Source organism: Vibrio owensii CAIM 1854 = LMG 25443 (genome assembly GCF_000817815.1).
Classification (GTDB): Bacteria; Pseudomonadota; Gammaproteobacteria; order Enterobacterales; family Vibrionaceae; genus Vibrio; species Vibrio owensii.
Genome location: NZ_JPRD01000003.1, coordinates 93,420 through 111,420, shown reverse-complemented (window position 1 = coordinate 111,420; position 18,001 = coordinate 93,420). Strand labels below are relative to the sequence as shown.

Below are 18,001 nucleotides of genomic sequence, written 5' to 3'. Positions count from 1 at the left end.
ATTGCATTACAGTCAACCACGTCGACCAAAAGGTCGCGACTATTAAAAGCGAATTGCACATCATGTCAGTTTGTTTTCACTAGTCGCGATTCGTAATGTCTTGAGTATCAATCAATACTCTCTGAGCAAGTCCATCGATGCGCTTAGAAACAAGGAATAACAATGTTCGAAAAACCAGTTGTTAAAACGTTCCAGTACGGTAACCACACAGTTACTCTAGAAACTGGCGTTATCGCACGTCAAGCTACGGCAGCCGTTATGGTAACTATGGACGATACAGCAGTATTCGTTTCTGTAGTTGGTAAAAAAGAAGCAGTTGAAGGTCAAGACTTCTTCCCGCTAACAGTTAACTACCAAGAGCGTACTTACGCTGCAGGTAAAATCCCTGGTGGTTTCTTCAAGCGTGAAGGTCGTCCATCTGAAGGTGAAACGCTAACGGCTCGTCTAATTGACCGTCCAATCCGTCCACTTTTCCCAGATGCATTCAAAAACGAAGTACAAGTTATCGCAACGGTAGTATCTGTTAACCCAGATGTTCAACCTGATATCGTAACTATGATCGGTACTTCTGCGGCGCTAGCTATCTCTGGTATTCCGTTCAACGGTCCTATCGGTGCTGCACGTGTTGGTCACATCGACGGTCAACTAGTACTTAACCCAAGCAACACAGAGCTAGAAGCTTCTAAGCTAGACCTAGTTGTTGCGGGTACTGAATCTGCAGTACTAATGGTTGAGTCAGAAGCTGACAACCTAACTGAAGAAGAAATGCTATCAGCGGTTGTTTACGGCCACGACCAACAACAAACAGTGATCAACGCAATCAACGAGTTTGCTGCTGAAGTAGCGACTCCTGCTTGGGATTGGGTTGCTCCAGAAGAGAACACAGCGCTTGTAAACAAGATCGCTGAACTGGCTGAAGCTAAGCTTGTTGAAGCTTACCAAATCACTGAGAAGATGGCTCGTTACGACCGCATCCACGAGATTGCTGGTGAAGTAAACGAAGTGCTACTTGCTGAAGATCCAGAAGCGAACACAAAAGAAATCCACACTATCTTCCACGAGCTAGAGAAGACAGTTGTACGTCGCAGCATCATCGCTGGTAACCCACGTATCGACGGCCGTGAAAAAGACATGGTTCGTGCGCTAGACGTACGTACTGGTGTTCTTCCTCGTACACACGGTTCATCACTATTTACACGTGGTGAAACTCAGGCTCTAGTAACTGCGACTCTAGGTACGCAGCGTGATGCTCAAATCATCGACGAGCTAACAGGTGAGCGTAAAGATCACTTCCTACTACACTACAACTTCCCTCCATACTGTGTTGGTGAAACTGGTTTTGTAGGTTCTCCTAAGCGTCGTGAAATCGGTCACGGTAAACTGGCTAAACGCGGTATCGCAGCAGTAATGCCTTCTGTTGATGAATTCCCATACACAGTACGTGTTGTATCGGAAATCACTGAATCTAACGGTTCTTCTTCAATGGCTTCTGTATGTGGTACTTCTCTTGCTCTTATGGATGCAGGTGTGCCAATCAAGTCTTCTGTTGCGGGTATCGCAATGGGTCTTGTTAAAGAAGGCGACGACTTCGTTGTTCTTTCTGACATCCTTGGTGACGAAGACCACCTAGGTGACATGGACTTTAAAGTAGCGGGTACTAACACTGGTATCACAGCACTTCAAATGGACATCAAGATCGAAGGTATCACTAAAGAGATCATGCAAATTGCGCTTAACCAAGCTCAAGGTGCACGTAAGCACATCCTATCTGTAATGGATGAAGCTATCTCTGGTGCTCGTGAAGACATCTCTGAATTCGCTCCTCGCATTCACACAATGAAGATCAGCGCAGAGAAGATCAAAGACGTTATCGGTAAAGGTGGTGCAGTTATCCGTGCTCTAACTGAAGAGACTGGTACAACTATCGAAATCGAAGACGACGGTACTATCAAGATTGCAGCAACTGAAGGTGCAGCAGCGAAAGAAGCTATCCGCCGCATCGAAGAGATCACTGCTGAAGTTGAAGTAGGTCGTATCTACACTGGTAAGGTTGCACGTCTAGCTGACTTTGGTGCATTCGTAACGGTTCTTCCAGGTAAAGATGGTCTAGTACACATCTCTCAAATCGCTGAAAAACGCGTTGAGAAAGTGTCTGACTACCTAACTGAAGGTCAAGAAGTTCAAGTTAAAGTTCTTGAAATCGACCGCCAAGGCCGTGTACGTCTAAGTATGAAAGAAGCAGTAGAGAAGCCAGCAGAAGAAGCAAACGACGCTTCTGAAGCAAAAGGCGAGTAATCTAAGTTTCGACTTTTGGTCTTTTATTAGCTTAAGAGACTGAAAGCATGCTATAAAAGGGGAGCATTTTCGCTCCCCTTTTTTTTGGCCTGTTTCGACAAGTTTAGCCTCAAGCGAAGTTATATATCCTATAGTGCATAAAGAGAAACAGACCCAGAGCGGTCCAAACAGGAGTACTAATTAGTGAAATGGTTTCAAACCGCAAGTTTATGTGTCGCTATCGCGCTGACCGGTTGTGCTAATACCTCTCAACATTCGGCACAAAAGTGGATCTATCCTCCGATGGCGGTACCGCTACAGCCAAGCGTTCAGCAAGAAGTTCAGATTGCACGTCTTTCCCAGCTTTTACAGCGTCCAGACTTGAGCGATGAAGTTCGCGCTAAGATGCACTACGAGCGTGGTAACTACTACGACAGTGTGGGCCTGCGTGATTTGGCTCGTTTGGACTTTAATCAGTCTCTACAACTGAACCCTGCTCAACCAGATATCTTCAACCTATTAGGTGTTTACTTTACCCAAGTGGGTGAATTTGATGCCGCTTACGAAGCATTTGATTCAACACTTGAGCTCGCACCACAGAATTCATACGCAGAGCGTAACCGTGCGATTGCCCTGTATTACGGCGGTCGCATCGACCTTGCTCTGGAAGACATGACTAAGCATTATGAAGAAATGCCGAGTGACCCATTCCGCGCACTGTGGCTTTACATCATTGAAGCTGAACAAAACCCAGAGCAAGCAAAAGCGAACTTGGAGAAACGTTACCAACGCGATCGAAGCGAAGAGTGGGGCTGGGTTTTAGTTGCGATCATGCTGCGTGACGTGTCTGATGATGCTGCGCTTAAAGCCATCATGGATGGTACGCGTGAAAACTACCGTCTTGCTGAACGTTTAACAGAAACTTACTTCTACCTTGGTAAGCGTTACCAACTAGAGGGTGATATTGCTGATGCGATTTCGTTGTATAAGCTAGCAATCTCTTTCAACGTTTATGAATACGTAGAACACCGTTACTCTTTCTTGGAACTGGCGCAAATCTACGATCAGTTGCAGCAAGAACAACTTGCTAAGCTCAAAGCCGAGCAACAGCAACAAGAAGAAAAATAACCATGAGCCGCTCAACTAGAGCGGCTTTTTTGTGCTTGAAGAATTTGGTGAGCTTCTCTAAAATAGTTAGCCTTGCTAACTAAATGAGCAAAACACAATGGCACTAGAAAAAAGCCTGATTGAGTTAGAACGATTTTGTGCCAAAGCGTGGCGTGTTTATTCCAAGGAAGATCCGCTTTCACATTTGAGCTTTAATGAGTTCGATTACTTACGAGTGATTCAGCTTCATCCAGAAGGTGTGCGTATTACGGACTTAGCTGAAGAGCTGCAAGTCACCAAACCTTCGGCTTCAAATATGGTGGTTCGTTTGGAGAAAAAGGGGTTGGTTAGACGCATCGCTTGTAACGAAGATGCGCGTTCAAAGCGCGTTTTGCTAACGGAAGAAGTGATAGCAGAGATGTCCCTTGAACAGGTGGTATACAAGGATATTTCTGAACAACTCGTGCGTAAACTTGATAAGCAAGAAGCACAGCAACTGAAAGCGCTACTGGATAAAGCGCTCGGAAACTAAACATACATTTTATTCTTTTATCTATTTAGTTAGCTTTGCTAACTATTGGTGGTAGTTATGCAAAACTCTATATACAAACAGTTTTGGAAATACACAATTCCGACCGTCGCAGCCATGTTGGTCAACGGCTTATACCAAGTCGTGGATGGTATCTTTATTGGTCGTTATGTGGGGGCTGATGGATTAGCCGGGATCAACGTCGCGTGGCCGATCATTGGTTCGATACTTGGTATCGGTATGATGGTGGGCGTAGGTACGGGCGCACTCGCCTCTATCAAACAAGGTGAAAAAGACAGTGAAGGTGCTAAACGCATTCTCTCAACCGGTCTTTTGCTTTTGGTTGCTTTGATGCCTGTCGTAGCGACAACCTTGTTCTTCTTCGCTGATGATTTTATTCGTTGGCAAGGAGCAGAAGGACGAGTATACGAGCTTGGTTTGCAGTACCTGCACATCTTAAGCGTGGCGTGTGTGTTCTCGCTTGGTTCAATCGCCGTGCCGTTTTTGCTGCGTAACGACGATAGCCCGAACTTAGCCACCATCTTGATGGTGATTGGTGCCGTGATCAATATCGTGCTTGATTACCTGTTTATTGCTTGGCTTGGTTGGGAGCTTGAAGGTGCAGCGATTGCGACTGCGTTAGCACAGATGGTGGTCACCATTCTTGGTGTTGGTTACTTCTTTACTTCAAGAGCGAAGATGCGTTTGACTATCAGCGACCTTAAGATGCAATTTGATGTGATCCCTAAAATCGTCATGATCGGCACATCAAGCTTCTTTATGTATGCCTATGGCTCAATGATGGTCGCTCTGCACAACGCGCTGTTTGCCCAGTACGGTAGTGCGTTGTTGATTGGTGCTTACGCTATCTTGGGTTATATCGTGACGGTCTACTATTTGATCGCGGAAGGCATCGCTAATGGTATGCAGCCTTTAGTGAGCTATAACCATGGTGCACGTAATCAAGACAATATTCGTAAGCTGTTGAAGGTCGCAATGGGCACGTCAGTACTCGGTGGCGTCGCGTTTGTTATTTTGATGAACATTTTCCCGTACGAGTTTGTCTCGGTGTTCAACAATGCCGATCAAAACCTGATTGATGCGACGGTAGTGGGGATTCGCCTCCATATGTTTGCATTGTTCTTGGATGGTTTCTTAGTGGTTGCTGCGGCGTACTACCAATCGGTGAACAAAGGCAGCAAAGCGATGTTTGTGACCATTGGTAATATGGCAATTCAATTGCCGTTCTTGTTCATCATGCCGAAACTTCTAGGCGTAACGGGTATTTGGATTGCATTCCCACTGTCTAACATCGCCTTGAGTTTAGTGGTGATGACAATGTTGTGGCGTGATGTTAAGAAGCTAATGAACGAGAGTTCAGCAGAGCCAAGTATTCAAGCGTCTTAACGACGAAAAGATGTAAAAAAAGCGAGGTTAGTACCTCGCTTTTTTATTACTTTGAAACCGTAAGCAGGGATTAGATGTTCTTCACTTCTAGACCTGCAAGTTGGTGCCAGTAACCGTTACATTGGCGGTCTTGGATCTTGCCTGGGTTGGTGCCTTTCTCGTTTGAACGGAATTGGTCTAGCTCAGAGAAGGTACTAAGGCCTAGCGGGCTTAAACGAACCACATCAACCAGACCTTCCATACTTGGTAGATCGTTGATCAGGTTGTAGCAGTAACCAGACTGAGTTTGGATGCCGTTTAAGTTAAACACTTCTTGGCCTTCTTGGCTGCTTACTTGAATACCCGTTGGGTACTTAATACAGCAAGTTTCGCAGTCGTCTTTGGCTTTGTTTTCTGCACGAGCGGTAAAGCAGCGCGCCGAGTAAGCCAGCGGCAGATAACCGTGGCTGAAAACTTCCACTTCAAACTTATTGCGAATACCGAGTTCATCACATTGAACCAAGGTATTGCTGAGCCATTCACGAGACAGCTCTACAGGCATACACCAGCGGACCATGCCTTGTTTTAGGAACAAGTTAAGGCTGTGCGCGTTGTAAGTATTAACTGCAGGACCAACGACGAATGGCACTTTATGCTCAGAAGCCAGTTGAACCGCGGACACGTCGTTAGCTTCAATCGCGAAGTCACCGTTATCGATGTACTTTTTCATGATGTTCACTTCACTTGGCGCTTCTAATAGTGCCATCGTTGATAGCACGACTTGTTTGCCAGATGCAGACAGTTCTTTCGCAATATCAAACCAATGTGCAGGTTTCATTTCACGACGTTTTGAACACACGGTTTCACCTAGGTAGATGATGTCCGCAGAGCTTGATTTCGCTTGTTCATAAAACGCTTCAACATCTTGCTTTGGCCAGAAGTACAACAACGGACCAAGTGCGTATTTCATTGAGTTATCCATCTTAACCTCTACTGCCATTTACGGTGGTAAGCACCAAGTGTGGTTTGCGTACCTTCAGATACGTTTGCCAACGCTGCATCCCAAGCTGCTTCGACTTGGTAAGCTTCTGGGTTTGCTTGGTAGCGATCAATCGCAGCACGCCACGTGCGCGTTACTTGTTCTACGTAAGCAGGGCTACGTTGGCGACCTTCAATTTTTACGGAAGCCACATTTGCGGCAAACAGCTCAGGCAACATAGAGAGGGTGTTCAAACTGGTTGGTTCTTCCAGTGCATGGTAGCGTTTTTTCTCGCCTTCAATTTCAGCTTCGAAACGACCTTTACATAAGGTTGGGTAACCCGCGTTTTCTCCCGCGCTGTAGCGATCGATCAGGATATCGTTAAGACGAGATTCCAGACCATTTTCTGTTTCTTGCCAGCGAACGTATTTCGCCGGAGAACACGCGCCAACGGTGTTTGGTGATTCGCCAGTCATGTACGAAGACAGGTAGCAACGACCTTCTGACATGATGCACAGGCTACCAAAAGCAAAGACTTCCAGCTCTACATCGCTAGTGATGTTGCGAGAAAGCTGTTTTACCTGATGGATAGACAATACGCGAGGCAGTACAACGCGTTTTACGTTGAAGTTTTGCTTGTAGAAATCTACCGCTGCAACGTTGGTCGCTGATGCTTGCACAGAAAGGTGCAGTTCGAGTTCTGGGTATTTGCGAGCAGCGTACTCAAGTACCGCAATGTCAGCCACGATAAGCGCGTCCACACCCAAGGCTGCGGCATTGTCGACCGCATTTGTCCAACGCTCGAAACCATTTGGGTGGGCAAACGTGTTTAATGCAACGTGGATCTTTTTGTTGCGGTCATGAACGTATTGCACCGCTTTTTCAAGCTTCTTGCCGTTGAAGTTCAGACCAGCAAAGTGACGAGCGTTGGTATCGTCTTTAAAGCCGATGTATACGGCGTCTGCACCGCAATCAATCGCGGTTTTTAGCGCAGGCAAGTTACCCGCAGGACACAAGAGTTCCATATGCTCACAATCATAGAGAATAAAAAGGTGCCCGCATTTTATGAAGAATTATGAATAGCGAAATTGACCTAAGTTAGGTTTAGCTCAATAAAGTTGAGATTTACCCCTTGAGAGTAAGGGGTAACACTCAGATTTTGTTGCAGTTGAGATCAGTTCTTATGACGGCGGTTTTGCGCAAACAACTCTTCAACCTCGTGTTTAGGTTGAGGGCGGTAGAAATGGAAGCCCTGAATCGAGTTACATTGCAGGTTCGAGAGTAGTGTTGCTTGTTGGTGGGTTTCCACACCTTCGGCGACCACGGTCAAATCCAATGATTTACCAAGGTTGATGATGTTCTCAATCACCGTCACCTGTTTTGGGAGCGTATCGATGTCGTTGATAAACGCGCGGTCGATTTTTAGTTCATCGATAGGGAACCGTGCTAAGTAGGAAAGGGAAGAGTAACCTGTACCGAAGTCATCGATAGACAGGGCAAAACCAAGCTTCTTGATCGCATTAAGCATTTGCAGCGTGTGTTCGCTGTCGCTCATTACCGCACTTTCTGTTAGCTCGAAGGTAATGCAGCTTGGGTCAAGTTCGGTGGTGCGCAGTAGCTTCTCCATGTAGTCGATCAGCTGTGGGTTACCAAACTGCTCTGGAGAGAGGTTGATCGCCACGCGTCCCGGTAGAATGCCTTGCAGTTTCCAGCGCTTTACTGTGTTAAACACATCGCGCATGACCACGCGGCCAAGGTGTTCAATCAAACCTGCACGTTCGGCGACGGGGATAAATGCCCCCGGGCTGATGTAACCTTCGACCGGATGCTTCCAACGTACTAGCGCCTCGGCTCCGTTAATGCTGAAGTCGCGGGCGTTAACTTTTGGTTGGTACCATACTTCCAAGCCGTTTTGCTGCAGCGCTTTTTGTAGCTCGATCTCTAACCACAAACGCATACGTGCTTCTTTGTTCATCTGATCGTTAAATTTAATCAGACGGTTACGACCACGGTCTTTTGCTTCGTACATCGCGGTATCAGCGTTTTGCAGCAGAATGCGCGCGTCTTGCCCGTCTTCTGGGTAACGAACACTACCAATAGAACACGCTAGGCGCTTACTGAAATGATGCAGATCGAAAGGTTGGTTGATCAGAGAAATAATGCGCTCAGATAAAATCTCTGCCATGCGAGTGTTTTCTGGCTCAGGCAGAATGATGCCAAATTCGTCGCCGCCTAAATGGCCAATAATTGCTTGATTTGGCAAAGAACGTTTTAGACGAGCGGAAACTTCTTGAATCACTTTGTCACCGATGTGATGGCCAAGTGAGTCATTGATATTCTTAAAGTTATCGATGTCGAGGTAGAAAACCAGCAACGGTGTCTGGCTCTTGATGAGTTGCTCTAATCGTTTCGTAAAGCCAAAGCGGTTATACAGCTTGGTCAGTGAATCAATGTGCGCATCTTCATTGGAATTAGAAGAAAGCAGCTTGGGCGCATCGTCGGCGTCTTGGATCAAAATGATTTGAGATTCACTGCCGAGAATTGCTGTGGTATCGGCATGCAATTGAACTTTACGTTCGAAGCCACAACGAGCGCTGGTCAGACACACAAAAGGTTTTTCAGAAAGTAATGTGCTGATGCGATGAGTGAAGACTTTTTTGCTGTTTTCATCGATAAACAAGCGAGTCAGTTCTTCTCCGAGTAGCTCATGAGGCGAGTTTAACCCGAGTAAACGTGCGGAGGCTGGATTGGCAGAAATGATGATGTCATCTTCCACCAACAGCAAACCGTCGGGCAGCAGCTGAGTTAGCTTAGCGAACTTGCTTTCGGACTCTTCTAACGAGCGAACCAGAATCTGTTTTTCAGACGTGTCGATGGCATGAAAGACCACAAAGCGAATTTCGTTTTCTTCATGAACGGGAGAAAGGCTGAAATGAAGGCTGGTTTCAAGATCGGTTTCGTCGAGTGTAATTTCCGCTTCAACATGATCACCTTTGAACGCGCGTTGGTAGTAGGGCGCGAGCTTCTTATAGAACTGCTCTCCCAGTACTTGGCTGTCGTTCAGACCAACGATCTCGTCGTGTCCTAAGCCTGCAATGTCACAATAGCGATCACTCACCATTCGATAATTGTGTTTCTTATCAAGAATGGCAAAAAAGAATGGGCTATTTGAGGTAAGCGTTGCAAACCAATGTTGTAATTGCTGGGAAGGCATTAAGGTGTTACCGATCTCCAATGAGCCTGATTATTCGTCCGTGTAATAAAAACGCTATTTTGATAACTATAACTTTGAACATACCGTTATTAAAGCGTTTATCCACGACTTAGCGTCAATAATACACGTAAGGTCAAAAAAACGACGTTTGAGTGAGTAAACCGCCTACTTCTAAAACAAACAGATTTATTGATACATAACAGGTACAGGTATTACTCTATTGCGTAAGATAGACAACCTTATGACAAAGTAACGGATAATTAGCGTGTTAAACAAGATTCGCAGTCAACTAGTAAAGAACGCAGCATCAATTTTGCGATCTCCAGTCCAGTTATTGCCACAAACTGTTCAGAAAAAAGCCTTGCTAGAAGGTTTAAAAATGGTGTTCAAAGAAGCCCTAGAAGATGGTGATTTTGAGTTCCTTGAAGACAAGTGGCTGAAAGTTGCGATTAAAGACTTGAACTTAGCATGGTACATCAGCTACCAAGATGAAAAATTAGTGGTAGCAGAGAAACCGGTTCAGGAAGATGTGAGTTTTAGTGGTAACCTTAACGACCTAGTACTTATTGCTGGTCGTAAAGAAGACCCTGATACACTGTTCTTCCAACGTCGTCTTTCTATTGAAGGCGATACTGAGCTTGGCTTAGAAGTGAAAAACCTGATGGACAGTGTCGACTTAGAGCAGTTACCAAAAGCGATGCAAGTTGCACTGAACCAACTGGCTGACTTTGTTCAGAAAGGGGTTCAAGCGCCTGCACAAGAAACCGGAGTAGCGAATGCTTATTCGAACTGAAGCCCCTGCGGACATTCTCACCATTGACCGCTTATTAAAACACGCTTTCCCAACAGATGCGGAAGCCAACCTAGTGATGCGTTTGCGTGAAAACGGCAAGCTCACTTTGTCTTTGGTAGCCTGTACTGATGAAGGTGAAGTGGTTGGTCATGCGCTGTTTAGCCCTGTGACGTTGAATGGTGAAGATTTATCTTGGCAAGGTCTTGCGCCTTTGGCTGTGCATGAAGACTACCGCCGCCAAGGTATTGCTGCTGAGCTAATCAAAGAAGGTTTTGATTCGCTTCGTGACTTTGGTTACCCAGTGTGTGTGGTATTAGGTGAGCCAGATTACTACGCGCGCCAAGGCTTTACCGCTGCTGAAGATATGGGCTTCGACTGTGCATGGGAAGTGCCGCAAGGTGCGTTCCGCGTAGCAGAATTGGTCGAAGGTCAGTGTGACGGACGCTCTGGTCGCATCGATTATTCTCCAGAATTTTCTGAGCTATAATCGCCAATATTGAATGACAAAGCCCGCTGTAAAAGCGGGCTTTGTTTTTGAGCTCTTAGTGAGTCGTACAGAGCAAAAGTGGTTTAATCCTGTTCTTGGACGCGTTTTTTACCCCAAACTTCGATTTTTGCCTTTTTACTCATACCAGCTGCATTCAATGTCATGTTGCCCCAGCTTTTGTATTCCATCTCTAGACGTTTGAACTTCGCATCTTCAGAACCTGGTAGTGTCCAAGCGCGTGTCGACATACCATTCGTTAGTGTTCCAACCATGGTTTTGAGCTTTTTCTCGCTACCATCCGTCATGGTTACTTTCATGTTCTTAATGCTCATGGTGCCTTGAGTACATTTGATTTTGATTTTGCTGAACTTACGGTTTTTGAACAGGCCGTTTGGTTCTACCGTGTCGGTCTCGGTTTGGAAGTTTACGGTTTTCTCGGCGATTAGCTCCCAGCCATCGTTGCTATCCTTAGCGAAAGCGGTAAAGCTGGTGGTGGCGATAAGTAACGTAATAGCGAGTGATTGGAAAAGCTTCATAACACCTCTGACTTTAAATGCGAAATTTTGATAGGATTGCCTCGTTCAAATAGGTGACAAAAGATGTCAATTAACGAGAAACAATATTTACATGAAATGGGGATCAGCACTTGGGAGCTGAGTCACCCAGAAAGGCTGGAAGGCTATCAATCGCCATTATTGGATTTGCAAAGTTCTTGTAAACTCCTATTGGTATCGCCAATGTGTCCAGAAAACGAGACAGCTTTGATGTTTGAGCGCGTATTAAAAAGCATTAAGCTCACGCTCGACGACGCACTGCACCTAGAGCCTGAGCGTTTATCCATGTTGGGTGAACATCAACTAGAGTGGGTGTGGTTCGCAGGTTGTGAAGCAGACGCTAGCATCAATGCCAAGCAACTGACTTCACCGCTATTACAAGATATTGATGGCAATAACGAACAACGCCGCGCATTGTGGCAACAAATTTGTTCGTACTCTTAACGGAGCGACCGCGTGACAATTGAAATTACGCCGATGCGTGCTGAGCACCTCGACCAAGTTTGGCAAATCGAACAACAAGCGCATTCTCACCCTTGGGCAGAATCTTTAGTTCGTGACTTATCCAGTCGCGGCGCTTGTCATCATGTGATGCTTGAAGATGCTCAAGTAGTTGGTTACTTCTATGGACAGAATATTGTCGGGGAAGTAACGCTATTGAATATTGCTATATCGCCTTCTCAACAGGGCAAAGGGTTAGGGCAAAAATTACTGGATGCATTCATCGAGCATTGTGAACAAGCCAAAGCTGAGAGTGCTTGGTTGGAAGTGCGTGAAAGTAATCACCCCGCTATCCATATTTATGAACAAGCGGGTTTCAATGAAGTGGATCGTCGTTACAACTATTACCCAGCGAAAACCGGTAATGGTAAGGAAGACGCCATTATTATGAGCTATCTGTTCTTTAACGAATAAAGCGCTTTGTAACCAACAAATTGCATCGCTCTCAGGACGCTAAGCCAGATCAACAAGCCTCGGAATTTCCGGGGCTTTTTGTTTACTCCCATCTGAAAACATGGCTTTCTCTCTTCCGAATTCATTCTTTTGACATATTTGTTGAGCTTATTTTTGTTCGCTTTATTACCATACAAGTTATAAGTTTATAAATTATATGAAACAAGATCTGAACAGGAGGAAGGATTTACGATGCCGTATCCGCAAAAATTCGACACTCCTGTCGCTCAATTGTTCGATGAGCAAAGCAGGGGAACCGTTCTTAAAGTTTTAATGTTGGTCACCTTGGCAACGTTTGTGCCACTTGGTATCAAGAATCTAATCATCGGGGAGACTTTCCTTGGTGTTGTTCTGCTTACCTTCCAACTCAGCTTCATTATTGAACTGGCGGCGCTCTTTATTCTGGGAGAAAGCAAGATAGGCTATCGCATTCCATTGTTTTTGCTCTGGTTGTCGGTGGTTCTGAGTGTGCACATCTTTGGCATCATTGCGACGTATTGGGTGTTCCCTGTGATTGTGGCGCTGGTATTTATTATTCCGACTAAAGATGCCTTGGTCACTAATGGTTGGATCATTGTTGGTTGTACGATTTCTGCTTGGCACCAACTTGAATGGAACGTGACTTTGCGTTTTGTTCTTGCTGTGATTTGCTGCGCGATCGTCGCGCATGTCGCCGTACATAAAATCCTAGAGCTGCAAGATAAATTGACGTTCCTGTCCACACGGGACTCCATGACCGGAGCGCTGAATCGTGGGCAACTAGAAGCGTTTTTACATCGAGCATTGGATGACAAACGACTAGGGAAAGCGTCGACGATCGCCGTGATCGACATCGATCACTTTAAGCAGGTCAATGATTTGTACGGGCATGATGTTGGCGACGAGGTGATCAACCAAACCGTAACCATTCTTAATGACTATTCGCGCGAGTACGATTTAGTATTTCGCTTAGGCGGGGATGAATTTCTACTCCTGTTTGAAGGACTTTCTGAGCAAACGGCGCACTTTATGATGAGCAGCATCAGCGATAAGGTTCGTTCAAAGCACTTTGCGCGCCATGCACATGTCTCGTTAAGCGTAGGTGTGGCGGAGTGTTTATTGGAAGGCGACACGCCCGATCTGTGGTTGAAACGTGCGGATATTGCTTTGTACGATGCAAAGCAAAACGGGCGTGACCAAGTTGTGGTGGCGTCAACGGCTACTGTTGAGCCAGAAGTGTTGGATTGGCAAGATGAAGTTCAGCAAGGTCACTTCCTTTAAACATGCTAGGAAAGTTGCCCCTAAAGCAATAATAAGCGAGAATACCGCGCAATATTGAATCGAATAAAGCTTGTTTGAATTTCGAACAAGACATCAGACATCAAAGAAGACCAGTTTCATGTCAAATACACCTTTTCTAGGCGAAGTTTCTAAGCGCAGAACGTTCGCTATTATTTCTCACCCGGATGCGGGTAAAACCACCATTACTGAAAAAGTACTGTTATTCGGAAACGCGATCCAAAAAGCAGGTACGGTTAAAGGTCGTGGTAACGCACAGCACGCAAAATCAGACTGGATGGAAATGGAAAAGGAACGTGGTATCTCGGTTACTACTTCTGTAATGCAGTTCCCTTACAACAATTGTCTGGTAAACCTACTTGATACTCCTGGACACGAAGACTTCTCGGAAGATACTTACCGTACTCTAACGGCAGTTGACTCTTGTCTGATGGTTATCGATGCGGCGAAAGGTGTTGAGGACCGTACTCGTAAGCTGATGGAAGTAACGCGTCTGCGTGACACGCCAATCGTAACCTTCATGAACAAACTTGACCGTGACGTTCGTGATCCAATGGAAGTGTTGGACGAAGTAGAAAATGAGTTGGGCATGATGTGTGCGCCAATCACATGGCCTATCGGTTGTGGTAAAGAGTTTAAAGGTGTTTACCACATCCACCGCGACGAAACTATTCTTTACGAATCAGGCCACGGTCATGAGATCCAAGAAGTTCGCATCATCAAAGGTCTAGACAACCCAGAGCTTGATGAGAAAGTGGGTGAAAGCCTAGCAGCAAGCGTTCGTGAAGAGCTTGAACTTGTGATGGGCGCTTGCCCTGAATTTGATCATGACGCTTTCCTTACTGGTGAACTAACGCCAGTTTACTTCGGTACTGCATTGGGTAACTTTGGTGTTGACCACATGCTAGACGGTCTGACTGAGTGGGCGCCAGCGCCGAAAACTCGTCAAGCGGTTGAGCGTGATGTTGAAGCGACAGAAGACAAGTTCTCTGGCTTCGTATTTAAGATCCAAGCAAACATGGATCCAAAACACCGTGACCGTATCGCATTCATGCGTATCGTATCGGGTACTTACACACAAGGCATGAAGATGAACCACGTTCGTCTTGGCAAGCAAGTAAGTATCTCAGATGCGGTTACCTTTATGGCGGGTGACCGTTCTCGTGCAGAACACGCTTACGCGGGTGACATCATTGGTCTACACAACCACGGTACTATCCAAATTGGTGATACGTTCACTCAAGGTGAAGCGCTGAAGTTCTCGGGTATTCCAAACTTTGCGCCAGAACTGTTCCGTCGTATCCGCCTAAAAGATCCATTGAAACAGAAGCAGCTACTGAAAGGTCTGGTTCAGCTTTCTGAAGAAGGTGCGGTACAGGTATTCCGTCCACTGCAAAACAACGATCTGATCGTTGGTGCGGTTGGTGTGCTTCAGTTTGACGTGGTTGTTGCTCGTTTGAAGTCAGAATACAACGTTGAAGCGATTTACGAAGGCGTTAATGTAGCAACAGCACGTTGGGTTGAGTGTGGCGATGCGAAGAAACTGGATGAGTTCCAACGTAAGAACCAAACTAACCTAGCACTGGATGGTGGTGATAACTTAACGTACATCGCGCCAACTATGGTTAACCTAAACCTAGCGCAAGAGCGTTTCCCTGATATCGATTTCCGTGCGACTCGTGAGCACTAATCGAATCTAACTCGCTTTACATCGCGTACTAGATCATAAGCCGCCGTTAGCTATACACTTAGCTAACGGCGGTTTTTTATTTGGTGAAACTCGGTTTTTGTTTGTTAAACAGAAGAGGTTGCAATGAACTGGTTTAAGAAAGGACTCAAGCGTTACGACGATTGGTGTAAAGAGATGGGGCTGACGCCTGATCAAAAGCGCAGTTGTGTGCCGTATAAACAAGACCCAGTTCATGAAGACGAGCCTGCTAAAAAAGCAGAGCAAGAGAAACCAAACAATGAAGCTGTTTGATACCCACTGCCATTTCGACTTTGATGTGTTTCAAGAGGATTTTGCTCTCCAAGTTGACCTCGCTCGTGAGCAAGGGGTCGAGCGTATCTTGATTCCTTCTGTCGGGCCGAGTAATTGGGCTCGTATTCAAGAGCTGGCCAATCAATACTCTCACCTTTATTACGCGCTGGGTTTTCACCCCTATTTTCTACAACCAGAGTTTGAGCAGTTTGCCCTAGAACTGGAATCGTTACTTTCCTCACCCAATCGACAATGCGTTGCGATAGGGGAGTGCGGTTTGGACTTCGCAATAGATGTGCCTGTCGAGCTTCAAGAGCAGGCACTTGAATTGCAATTCGAACTGGCAAGACGGTTCGATCTGCCCGTTATTTTACACAGCCGAAAAGCACATAATCGTCTCATCCAACTGGTCAAAGCTGCCAAGCTTCCTAAAGGTGGCGTATTGCACGCGTTCTCTGGCAGTTATCAGCAAGCAATGGAATGGATTCGATTAGGTTTTCTTATCGGAGTCGGGGGCACAATTACTTACCCACGAGCTAATAAAACTCGCGACGCGATTCAAAGAATATCACTTGAGAATATCGTTTTAGAAACGGACGCTCCGGATATGCCTATACTTGGCTATCAGGGCGAGCCTAATCACCCTTCAAAACTGATTCATGTATTGAATGAGCTCTCTCTGTTGCATACAGAAAGCAAGCAATCGATTGCCTCTCAGCTATGGGAAAATAGCAATTCTGCCTTCTTTATATGTGAATAAAATCTAAAGATGGTGTTTAAAAGCGAAAACGTTTCCCTTCTTATTGTGAGGCAACTCACAAACGGGAGTGAATCAGTGATGAATCTTATAAGAAAGTGTGAGGGTGGCATTACTTTAATTGATTCTGCATGAGTATAATTGCCCCCGCTTTATAGCTCCATTTTGTAACACGCCAATAAATAACTTATAAGGAAGTCATAAACTATGAGCCTGTTTATGAGCCTAGTCGGTATGGTAGTGCTTCTTGCTATTGCATTTGCATTCTCATCTAACCGCAAAGCTATCAACTTTAGAACTGTGGGTGGCGCATTTGCTATCCAATTCATCCTTGGTGCATTTGTTCTTTACGTACCTTGGGGCCGTGATCTACTAAACGGTTTCTCTACTGGTGTTTCTAACGTTATCAACTACGGTAACGATGGTTCATCTTTCCTATTCGGTGGTCTTGTTTCTGACAAGATGTTCGAAGTATTCGGCGGCGGCGGCTTCATCTTCGCATTCCGCGTTCTTCCTACACTGATCTTCTTCTCTGCACTGATTTCAGTTCTTTACTACATTGGCGTAATGCAGTGGGTTATCAAGATTCTTGGTGGTGCACTACAAAAAGCGCTTGGCACTTCTCGTGCGGAATCAATGTCTGCAGCAGCTAACATTTTCGTAGGTCAAACTGAAGCACCTCTAGTTGTTCGTCCATTCGTACCAAAAATGACTCAATCTGAGCTATTCGCGGTAATGTGTGGTGGTCTAGCATCTGTAGCTGGTGGTGTACTAGCAGGTTACGCTTCAATGGGTGTTCCTCTAGAGTACCTAGTAGCTGCATCATTCATGGCAGCACCAGGTGGTCTACTATTCGCTAAGATTCTTCACCCAGAGACTGACCAGCCTCACGAAGACATCGAAGAAGCAATGGACGGTGGCGACGACAAGCCAGCTAACGTAATCGACGCAGCAGCGGGCGGTGCGGCTTCTGGTCTACAACTAGCACTAAACGTTGGTGCAATGCTAATCGCGTTCGTAGGTCTTATTGCTCTTATCAACGGTATGCTAGGTGGCATCGGTGGTTGGTTCGGTATGCCTGAACTAACACTAGAACTTATCCTAGGTTACGCGTTCTCTCCACTAGCATTCCTAATCGGTGTTCCATGGGACGAAGCAGTTGTTGCTGGTTCATTCATCGGTCAGAAACTAGTAATCAACGAATTCGTTGCATACTTGAACTTCACACCTTACCTAGGTGAAGGCGCTCAAGTAGTTGCGGCAACTGGTGAAGTAATGTCTGAGAAGACAACAGCTATCATCTCATTCGCACTATGTGGCTTCGCGAACCTTTCTTCTATCGCGATTCTACTTGGTGGTCTAGGTAGCCTTGCACCAAACCGTCGTTCAGATATCGCTCGCATGGGTATTAAAGCAGTTCTTGCTGGTACGTTGTCTAACCTAATGGCAGCGACTATTGCAGGCTTCTGCCTTAGCCTTGCAGCACTTTAATTAGAATCGGTTCTTAATATATAGACGCCGTTTTAAATCATGCCCTGTAGCAAGAGATTGCTGCGGGGCATTTTTCGTTTTTCGGGCCTAAAAAATTAACCGCACGTAGGTCTACGTGAGTAGCTTACGCAGTCGGTGGAATAGGGGCTGGGAAATTTTGAGATACAAACCGTTTGCGCTCTATTTGGTGCTACAGTTTTGCGGTGAAACTCTATAA

At 45.8% G+C, this 18,001-nt stretch carries 17 protein-coding genes; 13 read left to right on the top strand and 4 right to left on the bottom strand.

Features of this window, described 5'->3' with window-relative positions:
- Positions 1-162: 162 nt before the first annotated feature.
- The 4 genes from pnp (at position 163) to vmrA (ending at position 5,317) form a co-directional block, all read left to right on the top strand.
- Positions 163-2,295: a polyribonucleotide nucleotidyltransferase gene (pnp, locus tag H735_RS00850; protein ID WP_020193889.1), complete on the top strand. Its 2,133-nt coding sequence runs from the start codon at positions 163-165 to the stop codon at positions 2,293-2,295.
- Between the two features lie 183 nt (positions 2,296-2,478).
- Positions 2,479-3,402 (top strand): lipoprotein NlpI, encoded by a 924-nt coding sequence (nlpI, locus tag H735_RS00845; RefSeq protein ID WP_005439469.1) that lies wholly within the window; start codon positions 2,479-2,481, stop codon positions 3,400-3,402.
- A 97-nt stretch (positions 3,403-3,499) separates the two neighbouring features.
- A complete protein-coding gene (locus tag H735_RS00840) occupies positions 3,500-3,913 on the top strand; it encodes a MarR family winged helix-turn-helix transcriptional regulator (protein WP_020193890.1) in 414 nt (137 codons plus the stop codon).
- A 57-nt stretch (positions 3,914-3,970) separates the two neighbouring features.
- Entirely contained in the window at positions 3,971-5,317 is a 1,347-nt protein-coding gene (gene vmrA / locus H735_RS00835; RefSeq protein WP_020193891.1) for a sodium-coupled multidrug efflux MATE transporter VmrA, read from the top strand.
- A 70-nt stretch (positions 5,318-5,387) separates the two neighbouring features.
- On the opposite strand, the gene H735_RS00830 is transcribed toward vmrA, so the two are convergent.
- The 3 genes from H735_RS00830 to H735_RS00820 form a co-directional block, all read right to left on the bottom strand.
- Positions 5,388-6,266: a U32 family peptidase gene (locus tag H735_RS00830; RefSeq protein ID WP_027726521.1), complete on the bottom strand. Its 879-nt coding sequence runs from the start codon at positions 6,264-6,266 to the stop codon at positions 5,388-5,390.
- A 20-nt stretch (positions 6,267-6,286) separates the two neighbouring features.
- Positions 6,287-7,300, bottom strand: a complete 1,014-nt coding sequence (ubiU, locus tag H735_RS00825; protein ID WP_005431919.1) for a ubiquinone anaerobic biosynthesis protein UbiU — start codon at positions 7,298-7,300, stop codon at positions 6,287-6,289.
- A 149-nt stretch (positions 7,301-7,449) separates the two neighbouring features.
- On the bottom strand, positions 7,450-9,489 hold the full coding sequence (locus H735_RS00820; protein ID WP_005439475.1) for a sensor domain-containing protein: 2,040 nt from the start codon (positions 9,487-9,489) through the stop codon (positions 7,450-7,452).
- Positions 9,490-9,754: 265 nt separating this feature from the next.
- Between H735_RS00820 and ubiT the strand changes: the two genes are divergently transcribed.
- Both ubiT and H735_RS00810 read left to right on the top strand, forming a co-directional pair.
- Positions 9,755-10,282 carry a ubiquinone anaerobic biosynthesis accessory factor UbiT gene (gene ubiT, locus H735_RS00815; RefSeq protein ID WP_005431915.1) on the top strand — a complete coding sequence of 176 codons (528 nt, stop codon included), beginning with the start codon at positions 9,755-9,757 and terminating at the stop codon, positions 10,280-10,282.
- Positions 10,266-10,769, top strand: a complete 504-nt coding sequence (locus H735_RS00810; protein ID WP_009707522.1) for a GNAT family N-acetyltransferase — start codon at positions 10,266-10,268, stop codon at positions 10,767-10,769. The genes ubiT and H735_RS00810 overlap by 17 nt, the downstream gene beginning before the upstream one ends.
- Positions 10,770-10,852: 83 nt before the next feature.
- Here the strand turns inward: H735_RS00810 and H735_RS00805 are convergent, their stop codons facing one another.
- Positions 10,853-11,305 (bottom strand): hypothetical protein, encoded by a 453-nt coding sequence (locus H735_RS00805; protein WP_005439486.1) that lies wholly within the window; start codon positions 11,303-11,305, stop codon positions 10,853-10,855.
- Positions 11,306-11,368: 63 nt separating this feature from the next.
- On the opposite strand from H735_RS00805, the gene H735_RS00800 reads away from it, so the two are divergent.
- From H735_RS00800 to H735_RS00775, 7 genes are all read left to right on the top strand, one after another.
- Positions 11,369-11,767, top strand: coding sequence for a DNA polymerase III subunit psi (locus H735_RS00800; RefSeq protein WP_005431900.1), 399 nt, complete (start codon positions 11,369-11,371; stop codon positions 11,765-11,767).
- Between the two features lie 12 nt (positions 11,768-11,779).
- The gene (gene rimI, locus H735_RS00795; RefSeq protein WP_020193893.1) at positions 11,780-12,238 is read left to right on the top strand and encodes a ribosomal protein S18-alanine N-acetyltransferase; all 459 of its coding nucleotides are present in this window, start codon (positions 11,780-11,782) and stop codon (positions 12,236-12,238) included.
- A 231-nt stretch (positions 12,239-12,469) separates the two neighbouring features.
- Positions 12,470-13,537: a GGDEF domain-containing protein gene (locus H735_RS00790; RefSeq protein ID WP_020193894.1), complete on the top strand. Its 1,068-nt coding sequence runs from the start codon at positions 12,470-12,472 to the stop codon at positions 13,535-13,537.
- Positions 13,538-13,655: 118 nt separating this feature from the next.
- Complete coding sequence (gene prfC, locus H735_RS00785; RefSeq protein ID WP_005439503.1) at positions 13,656-15,245, top strand: peptide chain release factor 3; 1,590 nt, start codon at positions 13,656-13,658, stop codon at positions 15,243-15,245.
- A gap of 123 nt (positions 15,246-15,368) precedes the next feature.
- Positions 15,369-15,536, top strand: coding sequence for a DUF5363 family protein (locus tag H735_RS31195; RefSeq protein WP_020193895.1), 168 nt, complete (start codon positions 15,369-15,371; stop codon positions 15,534-15,536).
- Positions 15,523-16,296 (top strand): TatD family hydrolase, encoded by a 774-nt coding sequence (locus H735_RS00780; RefSeq protein WP_020193896.1) that lies wholly within the window; start codon positions 15,523-15,525, stop codon positions 16,294-16,296. The genes H735_RS31195 and H735_RS00780 overlap by 14 nt, the downstream gene beginning before the upstream one ends.
- 204 nt (positions 16,297-16,500) lie before the next feature.
- On the top strand, positions 16,501-17,784 hold the full coding sequence (locus tag H735_RS00775; RefSeq protein ID WP_005431894.1) for a NupC/NupG family nucleoside CNT transporter: 1,284 nt from the start codon (positions 16,501-16,503) through the stop codon (positions 17,782-17,784).
- Positions 17,785-18,001: the final 217 nt, after the last annotated feature.

Excerpts from the sequence above, each read along its gene's own strand:
- H735_RS00775 (WP_005431894.1), top strand. The coding sequence starts at position 16,501 with ATGAGCCTGTTTATGAGCCTAGTCGGTATGGTAGTGCTTCTTGCTATT.
- H735_RS00800 (WP_005431900.1), top strand. The coding sequence starts at position 11,369 with ATGTCAATTAACGAGAAACAATATTTACATGAAATGGGGATCAGCACT.
- prfC (WP_005439503.1), top strand. The coding sequence starts at position 13,656 with ATGTCAAATACACCTTTTCTAGGCGAAGTTTCTAAGCGCAGAACGTTC.
- pnp (WP_020193889.1), top strand. The coding sequence starts at position 163 with ATGTTCGAAAAACCAGTTGTTAAAACGTTCCAGTACGGTAACCACACA.
- H735_RS00790 (WP_020193894.1), top strand. The coding sequence starts at position 12,470 with ATGCCGTATCCGCAAAAATTCGACACTCCTGTCGCTCAATTGTTCGAT.
- H735_RS00805 (WP_005439486.1), bottom strand. The coding sequence starts at position 11,305 with ATGAAGCTTTTCCAATCACTCGCTATTACGTTACTTATCGCCACCACC.
- H735_RS31195 (WP_020193895.1), top strand. The coding sequence starts at position 15,369 with ATGAACTGGTTTAAGAAAGGACTCAAGCGTTACGACGATTGGTGTAAA.
- H735_RS00830 (WP_027726521.1), bottom strand. The coding sequence starts at position 6,266 with ATGAAATACGCACTTGGTCCGTTGTTGTACTTCTGGCCAAAGCAAGAT.
- ubiU (WP_005431919.1), bottom strand. The coding sequence starts at position 7,300 with ATGGAACTCTTGTGTCCTGCGGGTAACTTGCCTGCGCTAAAAACCGCG.
- H735_RS00780 (WP_020193896.1), top strand. The coding sequence starts at position 15,523 with ATGAAGCTGTTTGATACCCACTGCCATTTCGACTTTGATGTGTTTCAA.
- H735_RS00840 (WP_020193890.1), top strand. The coding sequence starts at position 3,500 with ATGGCACTAGAAAAAAGCCTGATTGAGTTAGAACGATTTTGTGCCAAA.
- H735_RS00810 (WP_009707522.1), top strand. The coding sequence starts at position 10,266 with ATGCTTATTCGAACTGAAGCCCCTGCGGACATTCTCACCATTGACCGC.
- vmrA (WP_020193891.1), top strand. The coding sequence starts at position 3,971 with ATGCAAAACTCTATATACAAACAGTTTTGGAAATACACAATTCCGACC.
- H735_RS00820 (WP_005439475.1), bottom strand. The coding sequence starts at position 9,489 with ATGCCTTCCCAGCAATTACAACATTGGTTTGCAACGCTTACCTCAAAT.